This is a genomic window from Lentzea cavernae (assembly GCF_014653695.1).
Lineage (GTDB): Bacteria > Actinomycetota > Actinomycetes > Mycobacteriales > Pseudonocardiaceae > Lentzea > Lentzea cavernae.
On record NZ_BNAR01000001.1, the window covers coordinates 554,334 to 573,923 of the forward strand.

Below are 19,590 nucleotides of genomic sequence, written 5' to 3' on the forward strand. Positions count from 1 at the left end.
GCTTCGATGCAGTGCTCATTGTCCACTCATTCGAGGCGGAATGTGGCACGTCGGCGCGCGTCGCGGTCGTTGCCCGGTTTGGACACCACGACACGACCGTTGTCGTGAGCGAGATACGTGTCCGCGCCGACACGCAGCGAAACCGCGCCACCGTCGGAAAGCCCGGGAACGCGAACGAAACTCGCCGCACGGCCGTAGGCGTCGGTGTCCTCGAACGGGTCGATGCGGATCACGTCCCCGTCGACGCGCACGTACCGGTCCGGGAAGTTCACCGACTGCAGAGCGACCGTGCCGGCACCCAGAAATCCCGGTGCGAAGCGGAACTGGCTGTCGCCGAGGTCCCGGACGTTGCCGTCGACCCGCAGGCGGTACTCGTGGTGCCGCACCACGAGCGACGGCGCGTCCAAAGGCGACAGCCGCGTGATCGGCCCGCCACGCCCCACGGGCACGCCGAACGACGGCGTGCCGTCCGCGTTCCAGTGCAGCCGTTGCACGCGGGTGTGGCGGTTCGGGTCGAACAGCGGATCACCGGTGATGTCGCGGTAGTCGCGGGCGTGGTAGACGAGCACGTCCGCGGAACCCGCTGTGGTGAACGAGTTGTGCCCCGGCCCGTACTGCGAGGTCGCCGCGTTCGTCGTGAACACCGGGTTCGGCGACTTCGTCCACGACCGCGCGTCCAGGAGGTTCGCGTTCTCGTCGGCGGTCAGCAGGCCCATGCAGTACCGGGCGTCGGTCGCGCTCGCGGAGAACGTCACGAACACCCGGCCGTTGCGGATCAGCACCGCCGGTCCCTCGTTGACCTTGAAGCCCTGCACCTCCCACGGCAGCGTGGGCGTCGCGATGCGCACCGGGGCGGTCTTCAACGCCAGCGGCGAGGCCATCTCCGCGATGTAGAGGTTCGAGTTCGTGGCGATGCCGGGCTCGCTCTGCGCCCACAGGAAGTAGCGCTTGCCGCGGTGCGCGAAGGTGGTCGCGTCCAGTGTGAACGTGTCCCACGCCGTCACCATCTGACCGCGCAGCACCCAGCCGTCCTGCCGCGGGTCGGCGTTCGGGGACTCCAGCACGTAGGTGCGGATGCGGAACGGCTCGTCCTTGTCCCCCGCGGCGAAGTAGACGTACCACCTGCCGTCGATGCGGTGCAGCTCCGGCGCCCAGATGTAGCCGCCCATCACACCCGACGACGGGCGCCGCCAGATGGTGCGCTCACGGGCGGCGGACAGTCCGTCCAGAGTGGACGCACCGCGGATCACGACGCGGTCGTACTCCGGCACGGACCCCGTCAGGTAGTACATGCCGTCGGTCGGCGGCGTGATGAACGGGTCGGCGCGCTGCTCGACGAGCGGGTTGCGGGTCGGCAGCTCCGCCGGAGGTCCGGCGGCGGTGGCGGCGGGCGCGGCGGAGGTGAGCACCCCGGTCGCGGCGAGAACGCCGCCGGTGGCCAGCAGAGATCGTCGGTTGATCACGAGCGGCTCCTGATCCGGAGGAACGTGACGGAGTTCGGCGGGAACGTGTGCGTGAAGCTGCTGCCCACCCGCACCTGCTCGAGGCGGGGGCGGATCGGCTGGGTGAACTCGCTGTTCACGTCGTCGGCACGGCCCTGCAGCACCGTCGCACGCGCCGTCGGCACCACCGGGACGCCGAGGTCGATGCGCGTGCGGGCGGCGTTGTCCTGGGCGTTGACCACCTTCACGACCAGCTCGCCGGTGGCGAGATCGCGGGTGACGACCTGGCGGAACGGCTCGGCGAGCTCGTCGTCGGTGAACTCGCCCCACTTCTGGCCGTCGAGGAACAACGCGACGTGGCGTCCGCGGACCTCGACCCGCACGTCGTAGGTGCGGCCGGTCTCGATGCTCGTGCCGTTGGAGATGAGCGTGCTCTTACCGCCGCCGACGGCCTTCTCCACGGCCGACTGGGTGTTGTTCCAGCCGCCGAGGTTCCACCAGTAGTAGTTGCCGGTGTCCTGCACGCCGAACGCGACGAGGAAGCCCTCGCGCCCGGACTGCTTGGTGGCCTTGAGGTTCAGCGTGTAATCGCGCCAGGTCCTGTCCCCCGCCGTGACGAGCGTGTCCTCCGCCGCCGCGTCGGACTGGACGTAGGCGCCGTTCACGACGTTCCACGCGCCGCGGCCCGACTTCGTCCACTTGGCGTCGGTGCCGGAGAAGTCGTCGCTGAACAACGACTGCCCGGAGGCGTTGGCCACGTTCACATCGTCGTAGGTCGCGGCGGTGGCCCACGTCGAAAGCCCGATCGCACCCGTGATCGGCGCCTGGGTGGACGGCGTGGCGGACGCGGTGCTCGGCACCACGTGGTCGCCGACGTTGTTCATGAAGAGCTTCTGGACCTCGTAGCTGGCCGAACCCCACGAGGCGTGGTTGTTGAACCAGATCATGTCCGGGCGCCACTGCACGTAGTCCTCGTTCGCCAGCAGCGGCGCGTACGAGGCGAGCTTCACGACGTCGGCGTTGCGTTCGAGCCCGGTCATGAACGCCGCTTCGCTCAGCGCGTTGTAGAACTTGTTGTCCTGCGAGGCGTATTCACCGAGGAACACCTTGGGACCGTTGCGGTCGTAGGAGTCGTAGCGGTTGTTGTTCTCCAGGAACCAGCTCGGGCTGTTGTAGTAGTGCTCGTCGACCATCTTCACGCCGGCCTGCCTGTTGAGCTGCCACAGGCGGTCGAACGTGCCGCCGGTGTCGTCGGGGCCGGAGTTGCTGACGACGGTGATGTCCGGGTACCTCGCGTTGATGGCGTCGCGGAACTGCGTGAAGCGCGCCATGAACTCGTCGGGCAGGTTCTCCTCGTTGCCGACGGCAAGGTGCGTGAGCTTGAACGGCTTGGGGTGGCCCATCTCGGCGCGCTTGCGGCCCCACACGGAGTCGGCCGGACCGTTCGCGAACTCGACGAGGTCGAGCGTGTCCTGGATGTGCCGCTGCAGCAAAGCCGGGTCGTCCGTGGCGCGGTTCTGGCCGCAGCCGGTGACGAGCGCGGGCACGACGGGCAGCGGCATGGCGCCGACGTCCTCGGAGAACTGGAAGTACTCGTAGTAGCCGAGGCCGTAGGACTGGTTGTAGCCCCAGAAGTTCCAGTTCGTGGCGCGCTGCTCGACCGGGCCGATGGTGTCCTTCCACTGGTACGAGCGGCGGCGTTCGAAGTTCGGCGCGTCGTAGCCGTAGTGGCTGCCGGTGTTGACCAGGCAGCCGCCGGGGAACCGGACGAAGCCCGGCTTCAGGGCGGCGACCTTCTCGGCGAGGTCGCGGCGCAGTCCGTGGCCCTTGAAGGTGTCCTGCGGCAGCAACGAGATCATGTCGAGGCGCAGGGTCCCCGCGCCGGCGCCGGTGACCAGGAGCCGGCCCGTGGTCGTGGACTTCTTCGCGCGGATCGTCCCGGTGTACCAGGCCCAGCCGTCACCGCGGACCTGGACCTTCACCGGGTCGCCGAGAGCGGTTCCGGCGGGATCGGTGACGGTGGCGGTGACCGCGGTGCTCGCCTGGTCGGTGCGTGCCCAGACGGAGAAGTCGTAGCGCTGGCCCTCCTTCACGGCGATCCCGCTGTTGTAGCCGGAGTTGATCACGCCGGCGGGCAGGCCCAGCTTCAGGTAGCGGCGGTTGCGCTCGTTCAGGCGACCGGTGTCGTCGGCGACGTCGACCGTGCCGCTGTGCGGCGCCCAGGACGTCAGGCCGTGGTAGCCCGCGTTGTCCGCGGGGTCGTACTCGAACGAGCGGTTCTGCACGAGCTCCGCGTACAGGCCGCCGTCGGCGGCGCGGTTGATGTCCTCGAAGAACACGCCGTACATCGAGTCGTCGATGGACGGGCCCTTCTTCGTGGTGTCGACCTTGAGCGTGTAGTCGGTCTCGGCGGCCGCCCCGGATCCGGGAACGGCGACCAGCAGGGATGCCGCGAGTGCGGCGCTCAGCAGGACGTGCTTGCGGGACACAGGGTTCCTCCCCAAGCTCGGAAGTGAGCGTTAACATAGGGCTGCGTACTCGTTACTAGCAAGGCCTTGACGCAGCAGTTGTGAGCGTTCACTCTTGTCCACCTGACAACCGCGGACAGGCGGTCAGGCTCCGCGACACCGTCGTCACACCGGAGGAACCCCAAGTGCTGAAGAAGATCACGACAGTTGCCGGCGTGGTCCTGCTGAGCGCGCTCACCGCGTGCGGCTCGGGAGGCGGCGGTGGGGGCACCGCCTCGTCCGGCGGCACCATCACGATGGGCTTCGCCCAGGTGGGCGCCGAGAGCGGCTGGCGCACCGCCAACACCAAGTCGATCCAGGACGAGGCCAAGGCGGCCGGGGTCGACCTGAAGTTCTCCGACGCGCAGCAGAAGCAGGAGAACCAGATCAAGGCGATCCGCTCCTACATCCAGCAGAAGGTGTCGGTGATCGCGTTCAGCCCCGTCGTCGAGACGGGCTGGGACACGGTGCTGCTGGAAGCCAAGCGCGCCAACATCCCGGTGATCCTCACCGACCGCTCGATCGACTCGGACGACACCTCGCTCTACAAGACCTTCCTCGGTTCCGACTTCGTCGAGGAGGGCCGCAAGGCGGGCGACTGGCTGGTGGCCAACGCCTCCGGCCCGACGAACGTGGTGGAGCTGCAGGGCACCACCGGCGCCGCCCCGGCGATCGACCGCAAGAAGGGCTTCGAGGAGAAGATCGCCTCCAAGTCCGACATCAAGGTCGTCGCGTCGCAGACCGGTGACTTCACCCGGTCCGGCGGCAAGCAGGTCATGGAGGCGTTCCTCAAGTCCCAGTCGAAGATCGACGTGGTGTACGCGCACAACGACGACATGGGCCTGGGCGCCATCGAGGCGATCAAGGCGGCGGGCAAGGTGCCCGGCAAGGACATCAAGATCATCACCGTGGACGCGGTGAAGGACGGCATGACGGCGCTGGCCAACGGTGAGATCAACTTCATCGTCGAGTGCAACCCGTTGCTGGGCAGGCAGTTGATGGAGCTCACGAAGAAGGTCGTGGCCGGCGAGGAGGTGCCTGCCCGGGTCGTGACCGAGGAGGGCACGTTCACGCAGGAGCAGGCGAAGGCCGCACTCCCCCAGCGCCAGTACTGACAACCGCAGGAAGAACCCTTGAGCCCTGCGGGGCCCGTCATGGACGCGCATCCGGGTGACGGGCCCCGCAGCCCAGCGAAAAAGGCCAGAGCCCATGACCGAATCGCCGCCACCCGTCGTCGAGATGCGGGGCATCAGCCTCGCGTTTCCCGGCGTGAAGGCGTTGCAGGACGTCGACTTCCGGCTGTTCCCCGGCGAGGTGCACGCCCTCATGGGCGAGAACGGCGCCGGGAAGTCCACCCTCATCAAGACCCTGACCGGCGTGCACCGCCCCGACGGCGGACAGGTCGTGCTGGGCGGCGACGAGGTCGCGTTCACCTCGCCCGGCGAGGCCCAGCACGCCGGGATCAGCACGGTGTACCAGGAGGTCAACCTCTGCGCGAACCTCACGGTCGCGGAGAACATCCTGCTGGGCCGCGAACCGAGGAGGTTCGGCGGCATCGACTTCCCGGCGATGCGCAAGCGCGCCAAGGAGGTGCTCGCCCGCATAGGCGTGCACATCGACCCGGCGTCGAGCCTCGGTGAACACCCGATCGCCGTGCAGCAACTCGTCGCCATCGCCCGCGCGATCGCGATCGACTGCCGCGTCCTGGTGCTGGACGAACCGACGTCCAGCCTGGACGCCGGTGAGGTCGCCGAGCTGTTCCGGATCATGCGCGTGCTGCGCGACGAGGGCGTGGCGATCCTGTTCGTGTCGCACTTCCTCGACCAGGTCTACGAGATCTCCGACCGGATGACGGTGCTGCGCAACGGTGCTCTCGTCGGCGAGCACCTCACCGCGGACGTGGACCGGCGCACGCTCATCGCCCAGATGATCGGCCGCGACCTCGGCGCGCTGGAGGCGATCGAGGACGCCGCGGAGAAACGCCACCCCGACGGACCGGTGCTGGTGCACGCGTCGGGACTCGGCCGGCGCGGGGCCATCGACCCGTTCGACCTGGAGATCCGCGCGGGCGAGGTCGTCGGCCTCGCCGGTCTGCTCGGCTCCGGCCGCACCGAACTCGCCCGGCTGCTCTTCGGCGCCGACCGCGCCGACTCCGGCAGGCTGCTCGTCGACGGCGCTCCGCTGCGCCTGCGCGGCCCCCGTTCGGCGATCGCGGCGGGCATCGCGTTCAGCTCCGAGGACCGCAAGGGCGAGGGCCTCGTCGCGGACCTCTCGATCCGCGACAACCTGGTGCTCGCGATGCAGGCGGCACGGGGCTGGACCCGCCCGCTGCCGCGCAGGACCAAGGACCAGCTGGTCGAGAAGTACCTGAAGGCGCTGGACATCAGGCCGGCCAACCCGGACGCCCTGGTGCGCACCCTGTCCGGCGGCAACCAGCAGAAGGTCCTCCTGGCGCGCTGGCTCGTCACCGAACCGAGGCTGCTGATCCTGGACGAGCCGACGCGCGGCATCGACATCGGCGCCAAGGCCCAGATCCAGCAACTCGTCACGACGCTGGCCGCGGAGGGCACCGCGGTCCTGTTCATCTCGGCGGAACTGGAGGAGGTCGTGCGCATCTCGGACCGCATCGTCGTGCTGCGCGACCGCCGCAAGATCGCCGAACTGGACGGCTCGACCACCGGCGTGGACGAGGTCGTCGAACTGATCGCGGGCGGGGCCGCGCCGGAGAAGGTGGTGTCGTGAAGAACCGGCTGCTGTGGCCACTGCTCGCGCTGGTCGCGCTCTTGCTGCTCAACCTCGTCGTGACGCCGTCCTTCTTCTCGCTGCGCATGCAGGACGGCCACCTCTACGGCAGCCTCGTCGACGTGCTGAAGAACGGCGCGCCGACGTTGCTGATCGCCCTCGGCATGACCCTGGTGATCGCCACCCGCGGCATCGACCTCTCCGTCGGCGCGGTGGCGGCGATCGCGGGCGCCGTGACGTGTGTCCACATCGGAACGTCGGGCGACGCCGGTACGGCAATTGCGGGAATGGCGATCGCGCTGGTGCTGTGCGCGGTCCTGGGACTGTGGAACGGGTTCCTGGTCGCGGGGCTCGGCATCCAGCCGATCATCGCGACCCTCGTGCTGATGACAGCTGGCCGCGGCGTGGCGATGCTCGTGACCGAAGGTCAGATCGTCACGGTCAACAACACCGCCTACAAGCAGGTCGGCGCGGGGTTCGTGGTGCTCCCGACCTCGATCCTGATCAGCCTGCTCGTGCTCGCGCTGGTGGCGTTCGTGACCAGGAAGACCGCGCTGGGCATGCTGATCGAGGCCGTCGGCGTGAACCCCGAGGCGTCGCGTCTCGCCGGTGTGCGGGCCAGGACGATCATCTGGACCGTCTACGTGTTCGCCGCCGTGTGCGCGGGCATCGCCGGGCTGATGATCAGTTCCAACGTCAGCGCGGCCGACGCGAACAACGCCGGGCTGTGGATCGAGATGGACGCGATCCTCGCCGTCGTCATCGGCGGCACCTCGCTCGCCGGCGGGCGCTACTCGCTCACCGGCACGCTGCTCGGAGCGTTGATCATCCAGACCCTCACCACCACCGTCTACACGATCGGCGTCGCCCCCGAGGTGACGCTGGTGTTCAAGGCGGTCGTCGTCATCGCCGTGTGCCTGGTCCAGGCGCCGAAGGCCCGTGCCGCACTGAGCTTCCGGAAGGTGGCCGTCTCGTCATGACCACTCTCGCCCCTCGGGTGCCGTCGCGGTTCCTGCCGGTGCTCGCGACCGTCGCGTTGTTCGTCATCGCGTTCGGCGTCGGCTCGGCGCGCTACGACGGGTTCGCGTCCGGTCAGGTGATCGCGAACCTGTTCATCGACAACGCCTTCCTGATCGTGCTCGCCGCCGGCATGACGTTCGTGATCCTCAGCGGCGGCATCGACCTGTCCGTCGGCTCGGTCGTCGCGTTGTCGACGATGGTCACGGCGTCCGGTCTGCAGGCGGGCTGGCCGGTGTCGCTCGTGATCGTGGCCGTGCTGCTGATCGGCTCGACGCTGGGCCTGCTGATGGGTCTGGTGATCCACAAGTTCGACATCCAGCCGTTCATCGTCACGCTCGCCGGCATGTTCCTCGCCCGCGGCCTGTGCTTCGTCATCAGCGTGGAGTCGGTGTCCATCAAGGACAGGACGTTCCGCGACGTCGCCACCGCGGCGATCCGACTGCCCGGCGGCGTGACCATCACCTACAACGTCGTGATCGCGTTGCTCGTCGTCGCCGCGGCGATGCACGTGCTGCACCGCACCCGCTTCGGCCGCACGGTCTACGCGGTGGGCGGCAGCGAGTCGTCCGCGCTGCTGATGGGCCTGCCGACCACCCGCGTCAAGGTCGGCGTCTACGTCATCAGCGGCCTGTGCTCGTCGCTGGCCGGGCTGCTGTTCAGCCTCTACATGCTCTCCGGCTACGGCCTGCACGCCGTCGGCATGGAGCTCGACGCCATCGCGGCCGTCGTGATCGGCGGGACGCTGCTGGCGGGCGGGGTCGGGTACGTGCTCGGCGGGCTGGTCGGAGTGCTGGTGCTCGGCACGATCCAGACGCTGATCTCGTTCCAGGGCACGCTCAGCTCGTGGTGGACGAAGATCGTGATCGGCGTGCTGCTGCTGGTGTTCATCGCGGTGCAGAGGACCATGGTTCGCCGGTGAGACGGAGCCGCCTGCTGCCAGGTACCTGCTGCCCAGGTGCCAGGTGCCGAATTCTTCGCCTGCCTCGTCAGGAAGTGCTCAGAACGGCGTGCTCGTAGGCGTAGATCACCAGGTGCACGCGAGTGCGCAGGCCGAGTTTGGCGAGCACGCGCGCCACGTGGGTCTTGACCGTGCCTTCGCCTATGGTCAGGGCATGGGCGATCTCGGCATTGCTCAGCCCGCGCGCCACGTGCCTGAGCACCTCCAGCTCGCGTGGGGTGAGCAGGTTCAGTCCGGTCGGTGCGGGCCGGGGCGCGATCTGAGCGAAGCGGCGGATGGCGCGGCGGGTGACCTGCGGATCGATCAGCCCCTGACCCCTCGACGCCGCACGGACCGCCTCGACGAGCAGCGCCGGTTCGCTGTCCTTGAGCACGAAGCCCGCCGCACCCGCCTGGAGCGCCCCGAACAGGTACTCGTCGACGTCGAACGTGGTCAGCGCGACCACGGCGGGCGCGGGGTTGACCGACTCGGTGATCCGGCGGATGGCCGCCACCCCGTCCATCCGCGGCATCCGCATGTCGAGCACCACCACGTCCACGCACGACAACCGGGCCTTCTCCACGGCTTCGGCACCGTCCACGGCCTCGTCGACCACCTCGATGTCCGGTTCGGCGTCGAGGACCAGGCGCAGTGCCCACCGCGCGGGTTCTTGGTCGTCGGCGACCAGCGTGCGGATCATCGCTCCTCCCCCAGCGGAAGCCGGGCTTCCACGAGCCAGCCGCTGGGCCGGTTCGGCTCGATCCGCAAGGTTCCTCCGAGCAACCGGGTCCGTTCCCCGATGCCGCGCAGCCCGGTGCCGTCGGCCGTCGGGCCGGGTGTGGTGGAACCGTTGTCCGCCACGGTGATCACGACAGCGTCAGGCAGGTGGCGGAGGCGCAGGTCCACCCTGGTCGCATCGGAGTGGCGCAGCGCGTTGGTGAGCGCCTCCTGGGCCAACCGGTAACCGGCGTGATCGACCAGTGGCGGCAGGCCGCCCGGCGCCGGGCCGTCCCTGGTGAGGGTCACGATGAGGTTCGGACCGGTCACGTGGTTCACCAGGGCGTCCAGATCGGTCAGCGTGGTGCCGTGCGTGGGCAGTGCGGCCAGAACGTCGCGGATCTCGGTGAGCGCGGTGGCCGAAACCTCGGCGATCGTGACCAGCGCCCGGTCGGCGACCGGCGGCAGGGAGCGGGCGACGTGCCGGACGGCGTTGGCCTGCATCCGAATCACCGTGAGGTGGTGGCCGACCGCGTCGTGCACCTCGCGGGCGATGCGGGCGTGCTCCTCGGCGATCACGCTGCGGGTCTCTTCGCGGTAGAGGCGTTCAGCGTGGTCGGCGCGGTCGCGGTGCATGCGCAGGGCGTAGCCGACGGCAGTCGGCGCGAGGCCGAGCAGGAGCAGGTCCGTGCAGGTCGCGGCCGTCGGTGAGTGAACTCCGGCCACCGACAGGACGACGAACCAGCCCACGGCCAGAGCGAACACCGCCGGCCGGGGACGGTAGTACGCGGCGGAACCGAAGGCGGCCATGGCGACCAGGCGCCCGGACCAGTCCGGCACGGCGATGACGATCACCATCAGAGCGGACGCGAACGCCGTGATCAGGGGACAACGACGTCGAAGCAGCAAGGGAACCGCTACCGCGATCGATGCGGCGATCATGACGACCGGACTCGCGGAGCGGTGTTCGACAAACCCGAGCACTGACACGACGACCGCGGCCGCACCGGCGAGCAACGCGTCGCCTCCGATGGTGCTGCGAAGCCGCTCCGGGCACTCCCGCGTGCCCCGTGGAAACGACCACCACGAGCGCGGTCCCACCGGGTGGCCGGTGGGACCGGACCCCCGGTGGTCATCCATTCCCCAGTTGTACACGGCCAGGTCAGGTCGGTGTGCCACACCGCGCGTCCAGCGCGGGCAGCGCCCCGGCCAGGAAGTAGCGGTGGACGTGATCGCGGACGCAGGCGTTGCCGTTGAGGTAGAGACCGTGGTTGCCCTCCACGGGCAGGTACGCGCCTCCCAGCTGAGCGGCGACCCGGCGGCCGTGCTCGGCGGGGGTCAACGGATCGTGCTCGCCGTTCGCCACCAGCACCTTCGGCATCACCGGCAACGCGGCCGGCGGGTTGAGCCCTTCTCCTGGAACACCCGAGCAGTGCCCTGAAACCCGCCAAGGAGCCGCCGCCCACCCCAGCCGGGGCGCGATCGCCCGCAACCGGTCCTCCACCCGCTTCAGGGTCGAGAAGTCATCTGGGAAGGGGAAGTCGGCGCAGAACGCCGTCCGCGCGAGACTGACGTCGGACGCGCCGGGACGCGGCGTGATCACCGTCGTGTCGCCCGCCTCCAGCTGCGCGAGTCCGGCGGCCAACGCGGGCCGGCCCCTGTCGTTGCCGATCCGCGCCGCAGCCCATTTGAGGACTGCGGACACCTCCACGCCGGGCATCGACAACACGCGGTCCCACACGGCGATCACGTCCCTGCCGTGCAGTGCGCAGCCGGCATCGGCCGCGCACCACCGCGCCATCCGGTGGAGGTTGTTCTCCGCCGCGACGGCACCGGCCCGAGCCCACTCGGCCGGGTCGCGCCTGGTGTGGTCCAGCACGCTGTCCAGGTACATCCGCTCGACGCGGTGGCCGAACAGCTCCGCGTACAACTGCCCGTACACCGTGCCGTAGGAGTTGCCGAAGTAGTTGAGCCGGCGCTCACCCAGCGCACGCCGAATGGCGTCCATGTCGTGCGCGACATGGCGAGCGTTGAGACGCCCCCGGTACGCGCCCATCGCCTCCGTGCAGTCCGCCGCGAACCGGCCGTTGGCGGCGGCGTACTCGCGATGGGCGGACTCGGTCACCGGCGAGGACAGCGGCACGGGGTTGGGACTCGGACAGGCGACGCCCATGCCACGCGGGTCGAACACGACGACGTCGAACCGCGCCGCGAGATCCGCGAACTGGTCGCGGTAGCCCGGAAACGCGAAGTTGGGGATGGCCGACCCCGGGCCTCCGGGGTTGAGCAGGAGAACACCGGCCTTCTGCTCCCGGGCCGGGATCTTCAGCAGCGGCACGGCGATCCGGGTGCCGCCGACCGGACGGGTCCAGTCGGCGGGAACCACGACTTCGCTGCAGTGCAGCCCGTCGTGGCACTCCCGCCACGTCAGGCCCTCGGCGGCGGTGACGGGCGTTGCGCCCCCCGCGAGCACAACGACCGCGGCCAACAGCGTCATCAGCGCTTTCATGCCCCGATTCGATCATCCGGATCACACCGGCGCGTCTGCCGTTCGACAGACATTCCGCTCACCGCGATGTCCCGATCGGCACGAGCCGTCGCCGGCGGCCTGATCTCCAACAAAACCACCCGGTCGGCTCGGCGGCCGGCGGCAAGCTGATTCGCACTGCCGGCCGGTTGTCCTGTGGGACGCTGACGATCTCGTAGGCATCGGGAGGATTGGGCCCATGGCGTTACTCGACCGGGATCGCACGCCGGCGCGCTTCGCCGTCGTGACTTCGGTGACGAGCGGGCTCCTCGTCGCGGGAACCGTTGCGCTGGCCCGCGGCGGACTGCTGACGAGCTCAGTGCCGCTGTGGTCCGTGGCAGTGGCCGTTGCGCTGATCGCCACTTCCCTCGTACTGCTGCGAAAGGTGGTCCGCAGACCAGGGCGGGCACGGCTGGTCTTCGTGGTGGTGCCCGCTTTCGAACAGAAGTACTGGCTGGCCGGCCTGATCCGGCGCCTGCACGGAAGACTCGACCGCGATGGCGCCGACATGGTGCTGAAACTGCCCGCGTGTGACTACGACGCGTCCGCACAGACCCATTTGCTGAACAAGGTGCGGGACCGCCGCACGGCTTACATGGGCGGCATCGTGGTTGCCACAGCGGTGGACCAGCAGCGGACCACACTGACCGAGTTCTGCACGGCGTTGGGTCGCCCGGTCGTGTTCACCGACGCCGAACCGTTCGAACACGAGCACGAGTATCCCGACAACGCCGTGTACGTCGGGTACCGGAGCGCTCAGCTCGGTGAGCTGGCGGGCACCTGGCTGGTGGGGCATCTGCGGCAGCGCGGCGTGACGCGACCTCATGTGCTGATCATCGCCAGTCGCGAGCACACCGCCAGACAGGAGCAGTGCCGCAAGGTGCTGCAGAACGCCATCCCCGACGTGTCGATCACTGAACTGTCCGACTGCGATTTCCAGCGTTCTCGCGCACACGACGCCGTCCGTGCCCAGATCCTCCGTCTCAGCTCGCGGGAACTTCCGCTGGACGCGGTGTTCTGCACCAACGACGAGATGGCGTTGGGCGCGGTTGACGCCATCGGGTCGACTCCCTCAACGGTCACCCAGTACACTGCGGTGATCGGCATCGACGGCATCGCCGAGGCCAGGGCGCTGATCGACAAAGGCACAAGCCCGTTGTGCGCCACTGTGATCCAGGACGCCGACCGGCTGGCAGAGAGGACAGTGCTGACCCTGGAGGCGATGCACGACGAAAAGAAGGTCGCGAAGCGGACCTGCTTCCAGGGGAAGATGCACCCCGCCGGATGACACCGGATCAACCACTCCCCTTGGTTCTGGCTGTTCTGCCGGGCGGTACGGCCCGTACCGTTCGGGACCTGCACGCGGGCCTCGACGGCCAAGAGCACCTGGTCCTCGGCCGCGGCGCGGGTTGAGCGCGAGGAAGCGCTTCTCGGACAGCGGATCCGGCCCGGTTTTCCGCCCTGCCGGTCCGGCCGGACGCCGTGCGGTCCACGAACGTGCAGTTCTCCGCTCGCTGACCTGCGGGGGAATGAGAGCTGCCGCAGAATCGTTGATCGTGGACATGGCACAGGCGAAACTCAGCCCCACCGAGTGGGTGCGGGACCAGACGGCAAAGATCCTGGAAACGGGCACCACCGAGGGCGTCAAGGTCCTCAACAGGCCGATCGTGCTGCTGACGGTGCGCGGCGCCAAGAGCGGTGAACTCCGCTACACCCCGGTGATGCGCGTGGAGCACGACGGCAGCTACGCGGTCGTGGCTTCGAAGGGCGGCGCGCCCGAACACCCCGCCTGGTACCACAGCATCAAGGCGCACCCGGAGATCCGCCTGCAGGACGGCACCGAGACGAAGAACTACGTCGCCCGCGAGGCAGACGGCGCCGAGCGCGCGGAGTGGTGGGAACGCGCCGTCGAGGCCTTCCCGAACTACGCCGAGTACCAGGAGAAGACCGACCGGCTCATCCCGCTGTTCGTGCTCGACCCGAAGTGACCCGCCGGGGCTGTCCCCTCACTGACGCAGGGACAGCCCCGCCAGGTAATCGCGCGGATTCTCCGTGATCAACTGGTGGTCACAGACCGGAAGTGCCAGTCGCCTCCGAGATCTCACGACGATCGTCCTTCTGGTACTGCACCTGGACCGCGACTTGCCAGGAAACCACTGGGGCGGCTTTGTACATGGGGACCAGGCTCTCCGGTGTCCGCGGCTCGCCCGGTTCGAGCGCGCGGAGAAGTCGTTGGTGTCCCGCTCGGCGCCGTGGTCGCCATCGGGCGTCACGCCACGCGTCGCCCTCTACGTTCAGCAACGCCCGGTCTTGGTAGGTGCGATAGCTGGTTCCAGCTGAGTGATCATCATGGCGCATCAAACGGAGACCGGAGAACACGTTGACCCGGTAGTACGCGTTCACCGCGAGGCACTGGTGGTGATAGGAGATGGCCTGGCGGAGGTCGCCGGTGCGGTGGGCGATGAATCCGAGGCTGTCGAGGGTGTTCGCCTCGCCTCCGGGGTGTGATGGTGTCACTGCATGGTGAGGGCCGCATGAAAGTGGTCGCGAGCAGTGTCGAAGTCGCCTAGATGTCGCGCCTCGCCACGGCGTTGTCGTTTGTCATGCACGACCTGACTGCCCATCACCGTCGTGCCGCGGCGCGTCGAGATGTGCGAGCTGCGGCCGACACGGCGGCGCCCATTCGGCCGCATACGATCCAACGTGCCGCATCTACCGTGCTTGTGGTGCAGTGCAACCAGTTCAACGGCGACAACACCGGCATCGTCGTCCAGGCACGCGACGTCCACTTCGCCAGCCAACCTCCGGTCGAGGACACTCCGCTCAACCGCGCCCTGCACGTCGCGACCGTTGAAGTCACCTCGACCGGCACAGGTCGCGGCGTGTGCATCGCACCGGACCTCGTCCTTACCGCCGCCGAACTGGTGCCCGCCCGCTGCCGCCTCCCTCAGGCGCCGTCGCTCGCAGTGGTGTCCTGGCCCACCGTCGGACTCCCGTTCCCGGTCTTGCACCCGGCCGTGCCGCCGGAGACTCTGCGCACCATCGTGGAGCAGGTGCCGGGCGCGCCGGTGCTGAACCGGCTCACAGGTGCGGTCTGCGGGATCCAGACCTCGGCCGGGCCGGTCTTCGTGCCGGAGCTCGACCTTCCGGTGGATCAGCGGTGGCTGGACCTGTTGAGCCCCTCGCAACTGGCGGCGGGCGGCTGGCGGCACCTGTCGCCGGACCTGCGGGAGTACCTGAGGGCAGTGCGGGAACAGGGGAACGAGCACGAGTACCGGTTCGACGGTCACTCCGCACCTGACCTGCGGTCAGTCTTCCTCACCCGCTGGGTGACTCCAGAGTCTGAGAGCAGCGGCACAGAGCCACCGGAACGCGTCAACGCCGAGGAACTGCTGACCGCCTCCAACGGTGCGCAGGTCTTGGGCGAGGCGGGAATGGGCAAGACCAGCCTGGTCCGCTACTTCGCCGCGGTCAGCGCTGAGGCGTGGCTCAACCGCGGCGCCGGGCGGGCGGTGCCGGTGCCGGTCACGGCCAAGGCACTCGCCCGCGAGGGAGGTCTGCCCGACCTGCTCGCTCGCGGCGTCCGGTCGACCACGCTCGCCGAGCAGCGACTGGTGGACCTGTTCGGCGACGCGCCTCTTCCCGGCGTGCCGTGGCTGGTTCTGGTGGACGGGTTGGACGAGCTGATCGATACCGCAGCCCAGTACGACTTCGTCCGCGAGATCAACCGCTACCGCAGGGACGAGCGCTACCGGTTCGTACTTACCAGCCGGCACTTCGGTTTTGGATGGTTCGATCAGCGCACTTACCCGACATACGTCCTGTCCCGGTTCGGGCATCAGGATCTGCGGCAGTTCATCTCGACCTGGTTCCGCGAAGAGGAACGCTCTGACGATGAGGCAGCCGAGCTGTTCAGCCGGTTGCGCAGCACGGAGTTGTACGAGTTGGCACGCGTGCCGCTCATCGCGACCATGTTGTGCGTCCTGTCGTGTGCGGGCGTGGCCGCTGAACTGCCGAGTGACCAGACCGAGTTGTACGAGCGGTATGTGCACTGGCAGTTGCAGAAGATCGAATACAGCGACGTGCGCGCCAAGCTGCTCCGGTGGCAGGCCCGCGCAGGCGCGTCTGCCGAGCAGGCCGCGGACGCCCTCCTCGGCAAGCTCCGGCCCATTTTGCAGGAGTTGGCGCACGCGTCGCTCGACGACGACGGCACCGGCCTGCTCGACCTCGCGACCGCTCGTTGTCCCGGCCTGGCACCGAACGCCGTTCGCGAAGCGCTACTCGCGAGCGGCCTCGTGGTGTCCGGCGGGCGAGACCTGGCGTTCCGGCACGAGACGATCCGGGAGTTCTTGGCCGCCTGCCACCTGCTCGCCGCCACGGCGAGACCAAAGCAGCTGCTCGCGCCCCGGTTGTCGCGGCGGGAGTGGCCAGATCTCAAGGTAAAGCTCTTCCTGGCAGCCATGGTGGCCAAGGACACGGATCTGAGCGGAACCCTCCGCCGGGCGATGTGGCTGCCCTACCGCCGCAACCACATGGAGTTCATCGTCGGGCTGGTACTGCACGGCGTTCCGATCGGTGCACGGCTTCGGGCCGACCTCGTACGACTGCTGACCGCGGAGGTGCGGTCGACGTGGTCCACCGACGACGTCTGGCGCCGGTACGTCGACTGGCTGCGGCAAATCGACCAAGACGCCACCACCTGGCTGCTGCGCGACCTGGTGGAGCAGTCGAACGCCGTCGACGAGTTCCGGCGGTTCGGCGCCGTCGTTCACCTCATCGAGTTCGACGCGCGCGCCAACGAGGCGACCCTGCTCGCATACCTGCGGTCCCCGCGGACCGCCATGATCGCCTTCAACAGCGTGCGCGACCTGCTCGCCGAGGTCGACCCCGAGCTGGGGCTCCGCATCTTCAGCGATCTGGCCACCACCGCCGCGAGCGGCCGGTTGCGCAGCCACGCCGCGATGGTCGTGTCCCAGGAGGACCAGACAACCGGGTCGCGCCTGCTGGCAGACCTCGCGCGGAACCTCGAGGAGCCGGACGCGATCAGGCAGGAGGCGATCGAGTACCTCGACGACCGCGGCAGCGATCTCGGACTCCCACTATGGTGTGATTTCGTGCTCACGGCGCGCGCGAAGCCGAGTCGCGCTCACGCCGCGAACGTCTGCTTCCAGCGTGACAGCGAGGCGACCGCCCGCTTCTTCACCGCCCGGCTGCACGACAGCACAACTCCGACGCTCAAGTTCGAAATCGCACAGGTCCTGGTGCAGAGGGAACTCGAGGATCCGGTCGTCCTCTTCGACCTCGCCGACGCGGGCCTGCCCGTTGAGGACCGGCTGCACCTCGCAATGCAGTTCGGGCCGCAACACCGGGACCGAGCCACGGCGATGCTGATCTCCCTGCTGTCCGAATCAGCCGCTCGCAACCAGGTGCTGGAGATCATCAAAGCTCTGCAGGAGCTGAGTCCCGAGCGCGCGGTGAAAGCAAGTCGAGACGTGGCGATGGACTACAGATACCGGCCGAGCGTTCGGCTCAGCGCGGCCGAGGAACTGCCCAAGGGCATGCAACTGGGAGTGTACGAGCAACTGGCGATGATCCGGTCGTTCAGCGAGGACGTCCGGATGAAGGTGGCCAAGAACGCGTTCCGCATCGAAGCCGCTGTGGGGCTCAGAATCTACGAACAGCTCGTCCACACGGCACCGGACGACGCAGCCAAGTCACGGATCGCGGTCGAAGCCAAGCGGGTGACCGGGGCGCAGGGGACACGATTCCTCCAAGCCCTGCCGGCCAGCGCGCAGTTCGACCTGGTCCCGCAGCTCAACCGCTCGGACGCCATCCGGTTGTTGCACCGGCTCGCGGCGAGTGGCCCGACGGCTCAGCGGATGAACGCGGCCAGGAAGCTGGTCTCGGTCGGCGGGAAGTGGGAGGCGGCCAGGGCGTACCAGAGGATCGCCGACTCCCGCGGCATGTCCAGCACCACGCGGAAGGACGCGCAGACGGAAGCGAACCGTCTCAGCGGAAAGTGACTCGGCTCTCGAACTGAAGCGCCGGCCGCCAAGAGCGAGTGGGTCTCCAAACGTGCGGGTCAGGCCTGTAATCGGTGGTGCCCTCCCAGGTGGGCATTTCGAACCCCTGCGGGTGTCCGTGACCGCGGCGAGCCCCGCGACAGTCGCCGTGCCGCCGTCGGGAGTAATAGCGTGATGAAGACAAAAACTGGGAACGGCCCGGACCACGTCGATTGCTCCATGCGCAATGACCTGGGGGCTCCGGTGATTGGCCTATCAGTTCCACGAACAGTAATTCCTGATGGCAGCAGACGGGTGAATCTTCTCGACAGCGATTCTGGCGGCCTTGGACAGTTCCATTGTGCGAGGTTCCCTGCAGCCACTCACCACATGCATTCCGTTCCCACCACGCACAGCGAACGGCATGCCCGAAAGGAACGTTCCATGCACGACGATGATGAGCCGGTAGGCCGCGTTCTCGGCCGACGGCAGGCGCTGATCCTGCTCGGCGCGGCAGGCGCGACACTCACGGTCGCGGGATCTCCCGTGGCCGGCGCCACCCCGACCACCGAGGGCCCCGAGGTCTGCGCACCGGCGCTGAACTGCGTGGTCAAGCCGGAGCAGATGGAAGGTCCTTACTTCGTCGACAGGATGCTCAACCGGTCCGACATCCGAACCGACCCGGCCACCGGTAGGCCGTCGCCTGGAACGGCGCTGACGCTCAACTTCACCGTCCAGTCGGTCCGCCCAGGACAGTGCGCACCCCTGCCCAACGCCGTAGTGGACATCTGGCAGTGCGACGCGCTCGGGCTCTACTCGGACATCCCGTCACAGGGAAGTTCCGGTCGCCGTTTCCTGCGCGGCTACCAGAACGCCAATGCGGAAGGAAAGGCCCAGTTCATCACCATCCTGCCGGGCTGGTACACCGGCAGAACCCTCCACATCCACATCAAGATCCGGACAACCGGCACCAACGGCCGTCCGTACGAGTTCACGTCGCAGCTGTACTTCACAACCGCGTTCGGCGCGGCCTACCTCCGGGCCCAGCCGTACGCGCGCAAAGGCCCCGCGGACACCACCAACGACAGGGACTCCATCTACCTGAGAGGTGGTGCCCAGATGCTGCTGAACCCAACCAGCACCGGGGCCGGCTACAGCGCGGACTTCGCGATCGGTCTCGATCTGTCCAACACCCAGGTCGGCCGCCCCGACTGATCGGGACGTCCGCTCAATGATCGGCGCCCCTGCGGGAACTGCTGCGGCGCCGATCGTTCGGCCGTTGTGCTGAGCGAAGACGGCCTCCGTCGTGCTTGACGTACCGCTCGGGAATCTGCGGCCGAAACAACATCAGCCGGATTTCCCACTTCGTGCTCCCAGAGTCATCGACGCTGTCTGGAGTGAGGCTGGTTCGCGCGATCAGCGGCATGAGAGTGCGTTAGACAGCCAGAGCCGTGCACGGCCCCGTTTCGGCTACGGTTGGTTGTTTTCGGCTGCGTCGAGAGCGTCAGTCAGACAGGCACCGCGCAAAAGGGCGAGGGTGCTGCGGGTGGGGCATGTCGCCCAGCCGCGGGGCCTCGGTTCGCCTCAGGTCCAGTGTGCGGGGTGCGCGTGGCGATCCCGGCACCCAGGGCAGGCCGGTCATCAGCGCATCGCCGGCCCTGGGCTGGGGTGGTCGGTCGTGGCGTCGCCGAACCGC

Annotated in this window: 13 protein-coding genes; 8 read left to right on the top strand and 5 right to left on the bottom strand. The window is 68.4% G+C overall.

What is annotated here, in order from left to right:
* Positions 1-26: 26 nt before the first annotated feature.
* The gene (locus IE307_RS02515; RefSeq protein WP_191295780.1) at positions 27-1,463 is read right to left on the bottom strand and encodes a family 43 glycosylhydrolase; all 1,437 of its coding nucleotides are present in this window, start codon (positions 1,461-1,463) and stop codon (positions 27-29) included.
* Positions 1,460-3,931 carry an alpha-L-arabinofuranosidase family protein gene (locus tag IE307_RS02520; RefSeq protein WP_229904314.1) on the bottom strand — a complete coding sequence of 824 codons (2,472 nt, stop codon included), beginning with the start codon at positions 3,929-3,931 and terminating at the stop codon, positions 1,460-1,462. Before IE307_RS02520 ends, IE307_RS02515 begins: the two co-directional genes overlap by 4 nt.
* Before the next feature lie 164 nt (positions 3,932-4,095).
* On the opposite strand from IE307_RS02520, the gene IE307_RS02525 reads away from it, so the two are divergent.
* From IE307_RS02525 to yjfF, 4 genes are all read left to right on the top strand, one after another.
* Complete coding sequence (locus IE307_RS02525) at positions 4,096-5,064, top strand: ABC transporter substrate-binding protein (RefSeq protein WP_191295782.1); 969 nt, start codon at positions 4,096-4,098, stop codon at positions 5,062-5,064.
* A 94-nt stretch (positions 5,065-5,158) separates the two neighbouring features.
* Entirely contained in the window at positions 5,159-6,691 is a 1,533-nt protein-coding gene (locus IE307_RS02530; RefSeq protein ID WP_191295783.1) for a sugar ABC transporter ATP-binding protein, read from the top strand.
* Positions 6,688-7,671 carry an ABC transporter permease gene (locus tag IE307_RS02535; protein ID WP_191295784.1) on the top strand — a complete coding sequence of 328 codons (984 nt, stop codon included), beginning with the start codon at positions 6,688-6,690 and terminating at the stop codon, positions 7,669-7,671. The genes IE307_RS02530 and IE307_RS02535 overlap by 4 nt, the downstream gene beginning before the upstream one ends.
* On the top strand, positions 7,668-8,630 hold the full coding sequence (yjfF, locus tag IE307_RS02540) for a galactofuranose ABC transporter, permease protein YjfF (RefSeq protein ID WP_191295785.1): 963 nt from the start codon (positions 7,668-7,670) through the stop codon (positions 8,628-8,630). The genes IE307_RS02535 and yjfF overlap by 4 nt, the downstream gene beginning before the upstream one ends.
* A 67-nt stretch (positions 8,631-8,697) precedes the next feature.
* Here the strand turns inward: yjfF and IE307_RS02545 are convergent, their stop codons facing one another.
* Genes IE307_RS02545 through IE307_RS02555 form a run of 3 tightly spaced genes read right to left on the bottom strand, consistent with a single transcriptional unit; the run spans position 8,698 to position 11,874 of the window.
* On the bottom strand, positions 8,698-9,348 hold the full coding sequence (locus IE307_RS02545; protein ID WP_191295786.1) for a response regulator: 651 nt from the start codon (positions 9,346-9,348) through the stop codon (positions 8,698-8,700).
* Positions 9,345-10,505 carry a sensor histidine kinase gene (locus IE307_RS02550; RefSeq protein WP_191295787.1) on the bottom strand — a complete coding sequence of 387 codons (1,161 nt, stop codon included), beginning with the start codon at positions 10,503-10,505 and terminating at the stop codon, positions 9,345-9,347. The genes IE307_RS02545 and IE307_RS02550 overlap by 4 nt, the downstream gene beginning before the upstream one ends.
* A 22-nt stretch (positions 10,506-10,527) precedes the next feature.
* Positions 10,528-11,874, bottom strand: a complete 1,347-nt coding sequence (locus tag IE307_RS02555) for an alpha/beta fold hydrolase (RefSeq protein WP_191295788.1) — start codon at positions 11,872-11,874, stop codon at positions 10,528-10,530.
* Positions 11,875-12,232: 358 nt separating this feature from the next.
* Between IE307_RS02555 and IE307_RS02560 the strand changes: the two genes are divergently transcribed.
* The 4 genes from IE307_RS02560 (at position 12,233) to IE307_RS02575 (ending at position 19,109) form a co-directional block, all read left to right on the top strand.
* Positions 12,233-13,180, top strand: a complete 948-nt coding sequence (locus IE307_RS02560; RefSeq protein WP_229904315.1) for a sugar ABC transporter substrate-binding protein — start codon at positions 12,233-12,235, stop codon at positions 13,178-13,180.
* A 274-nt stretch (positions 13,181-13,454) separates the two neighbouring features.
* Positions 13,455-13,880, top strand: coding sequence for a nitroreductase family deazaflavin-dependent oxidoreductase (locus tag IE307_RS02565; protein ID WP_191296459.1), 426 nt, complete (start codon positions 13,455-13,457; stop codon positions 13,878-13,880).
* Positions 13,881-14,618: 738 nt separating this feature from the next.
* Positions 14,619-17,915 (top strand): NACHT domain-containing protein, encoded by a 3,297-nt coding sequence (locus IE307_RS02570; RefSeq protein WP_191295790.1) that lies wholly within the window; start codon positions 14,619-14,621, stop codon positions 17,913-17,915.
* Positions 17,916-18,338: 423 nt separating this feature from the next.
* Positions 18,339-19,109, top strand: coding sequence for a dioxygenase family protein (locus IE307_RS02575; RefSeq protein WP_191295791.1), 771 nt, complete (start codon positions 18,339-18,341; stop codon positions 19,107-19,109).
* Positions 19,110-19,590: the final 481 nt, after the last annotated feature.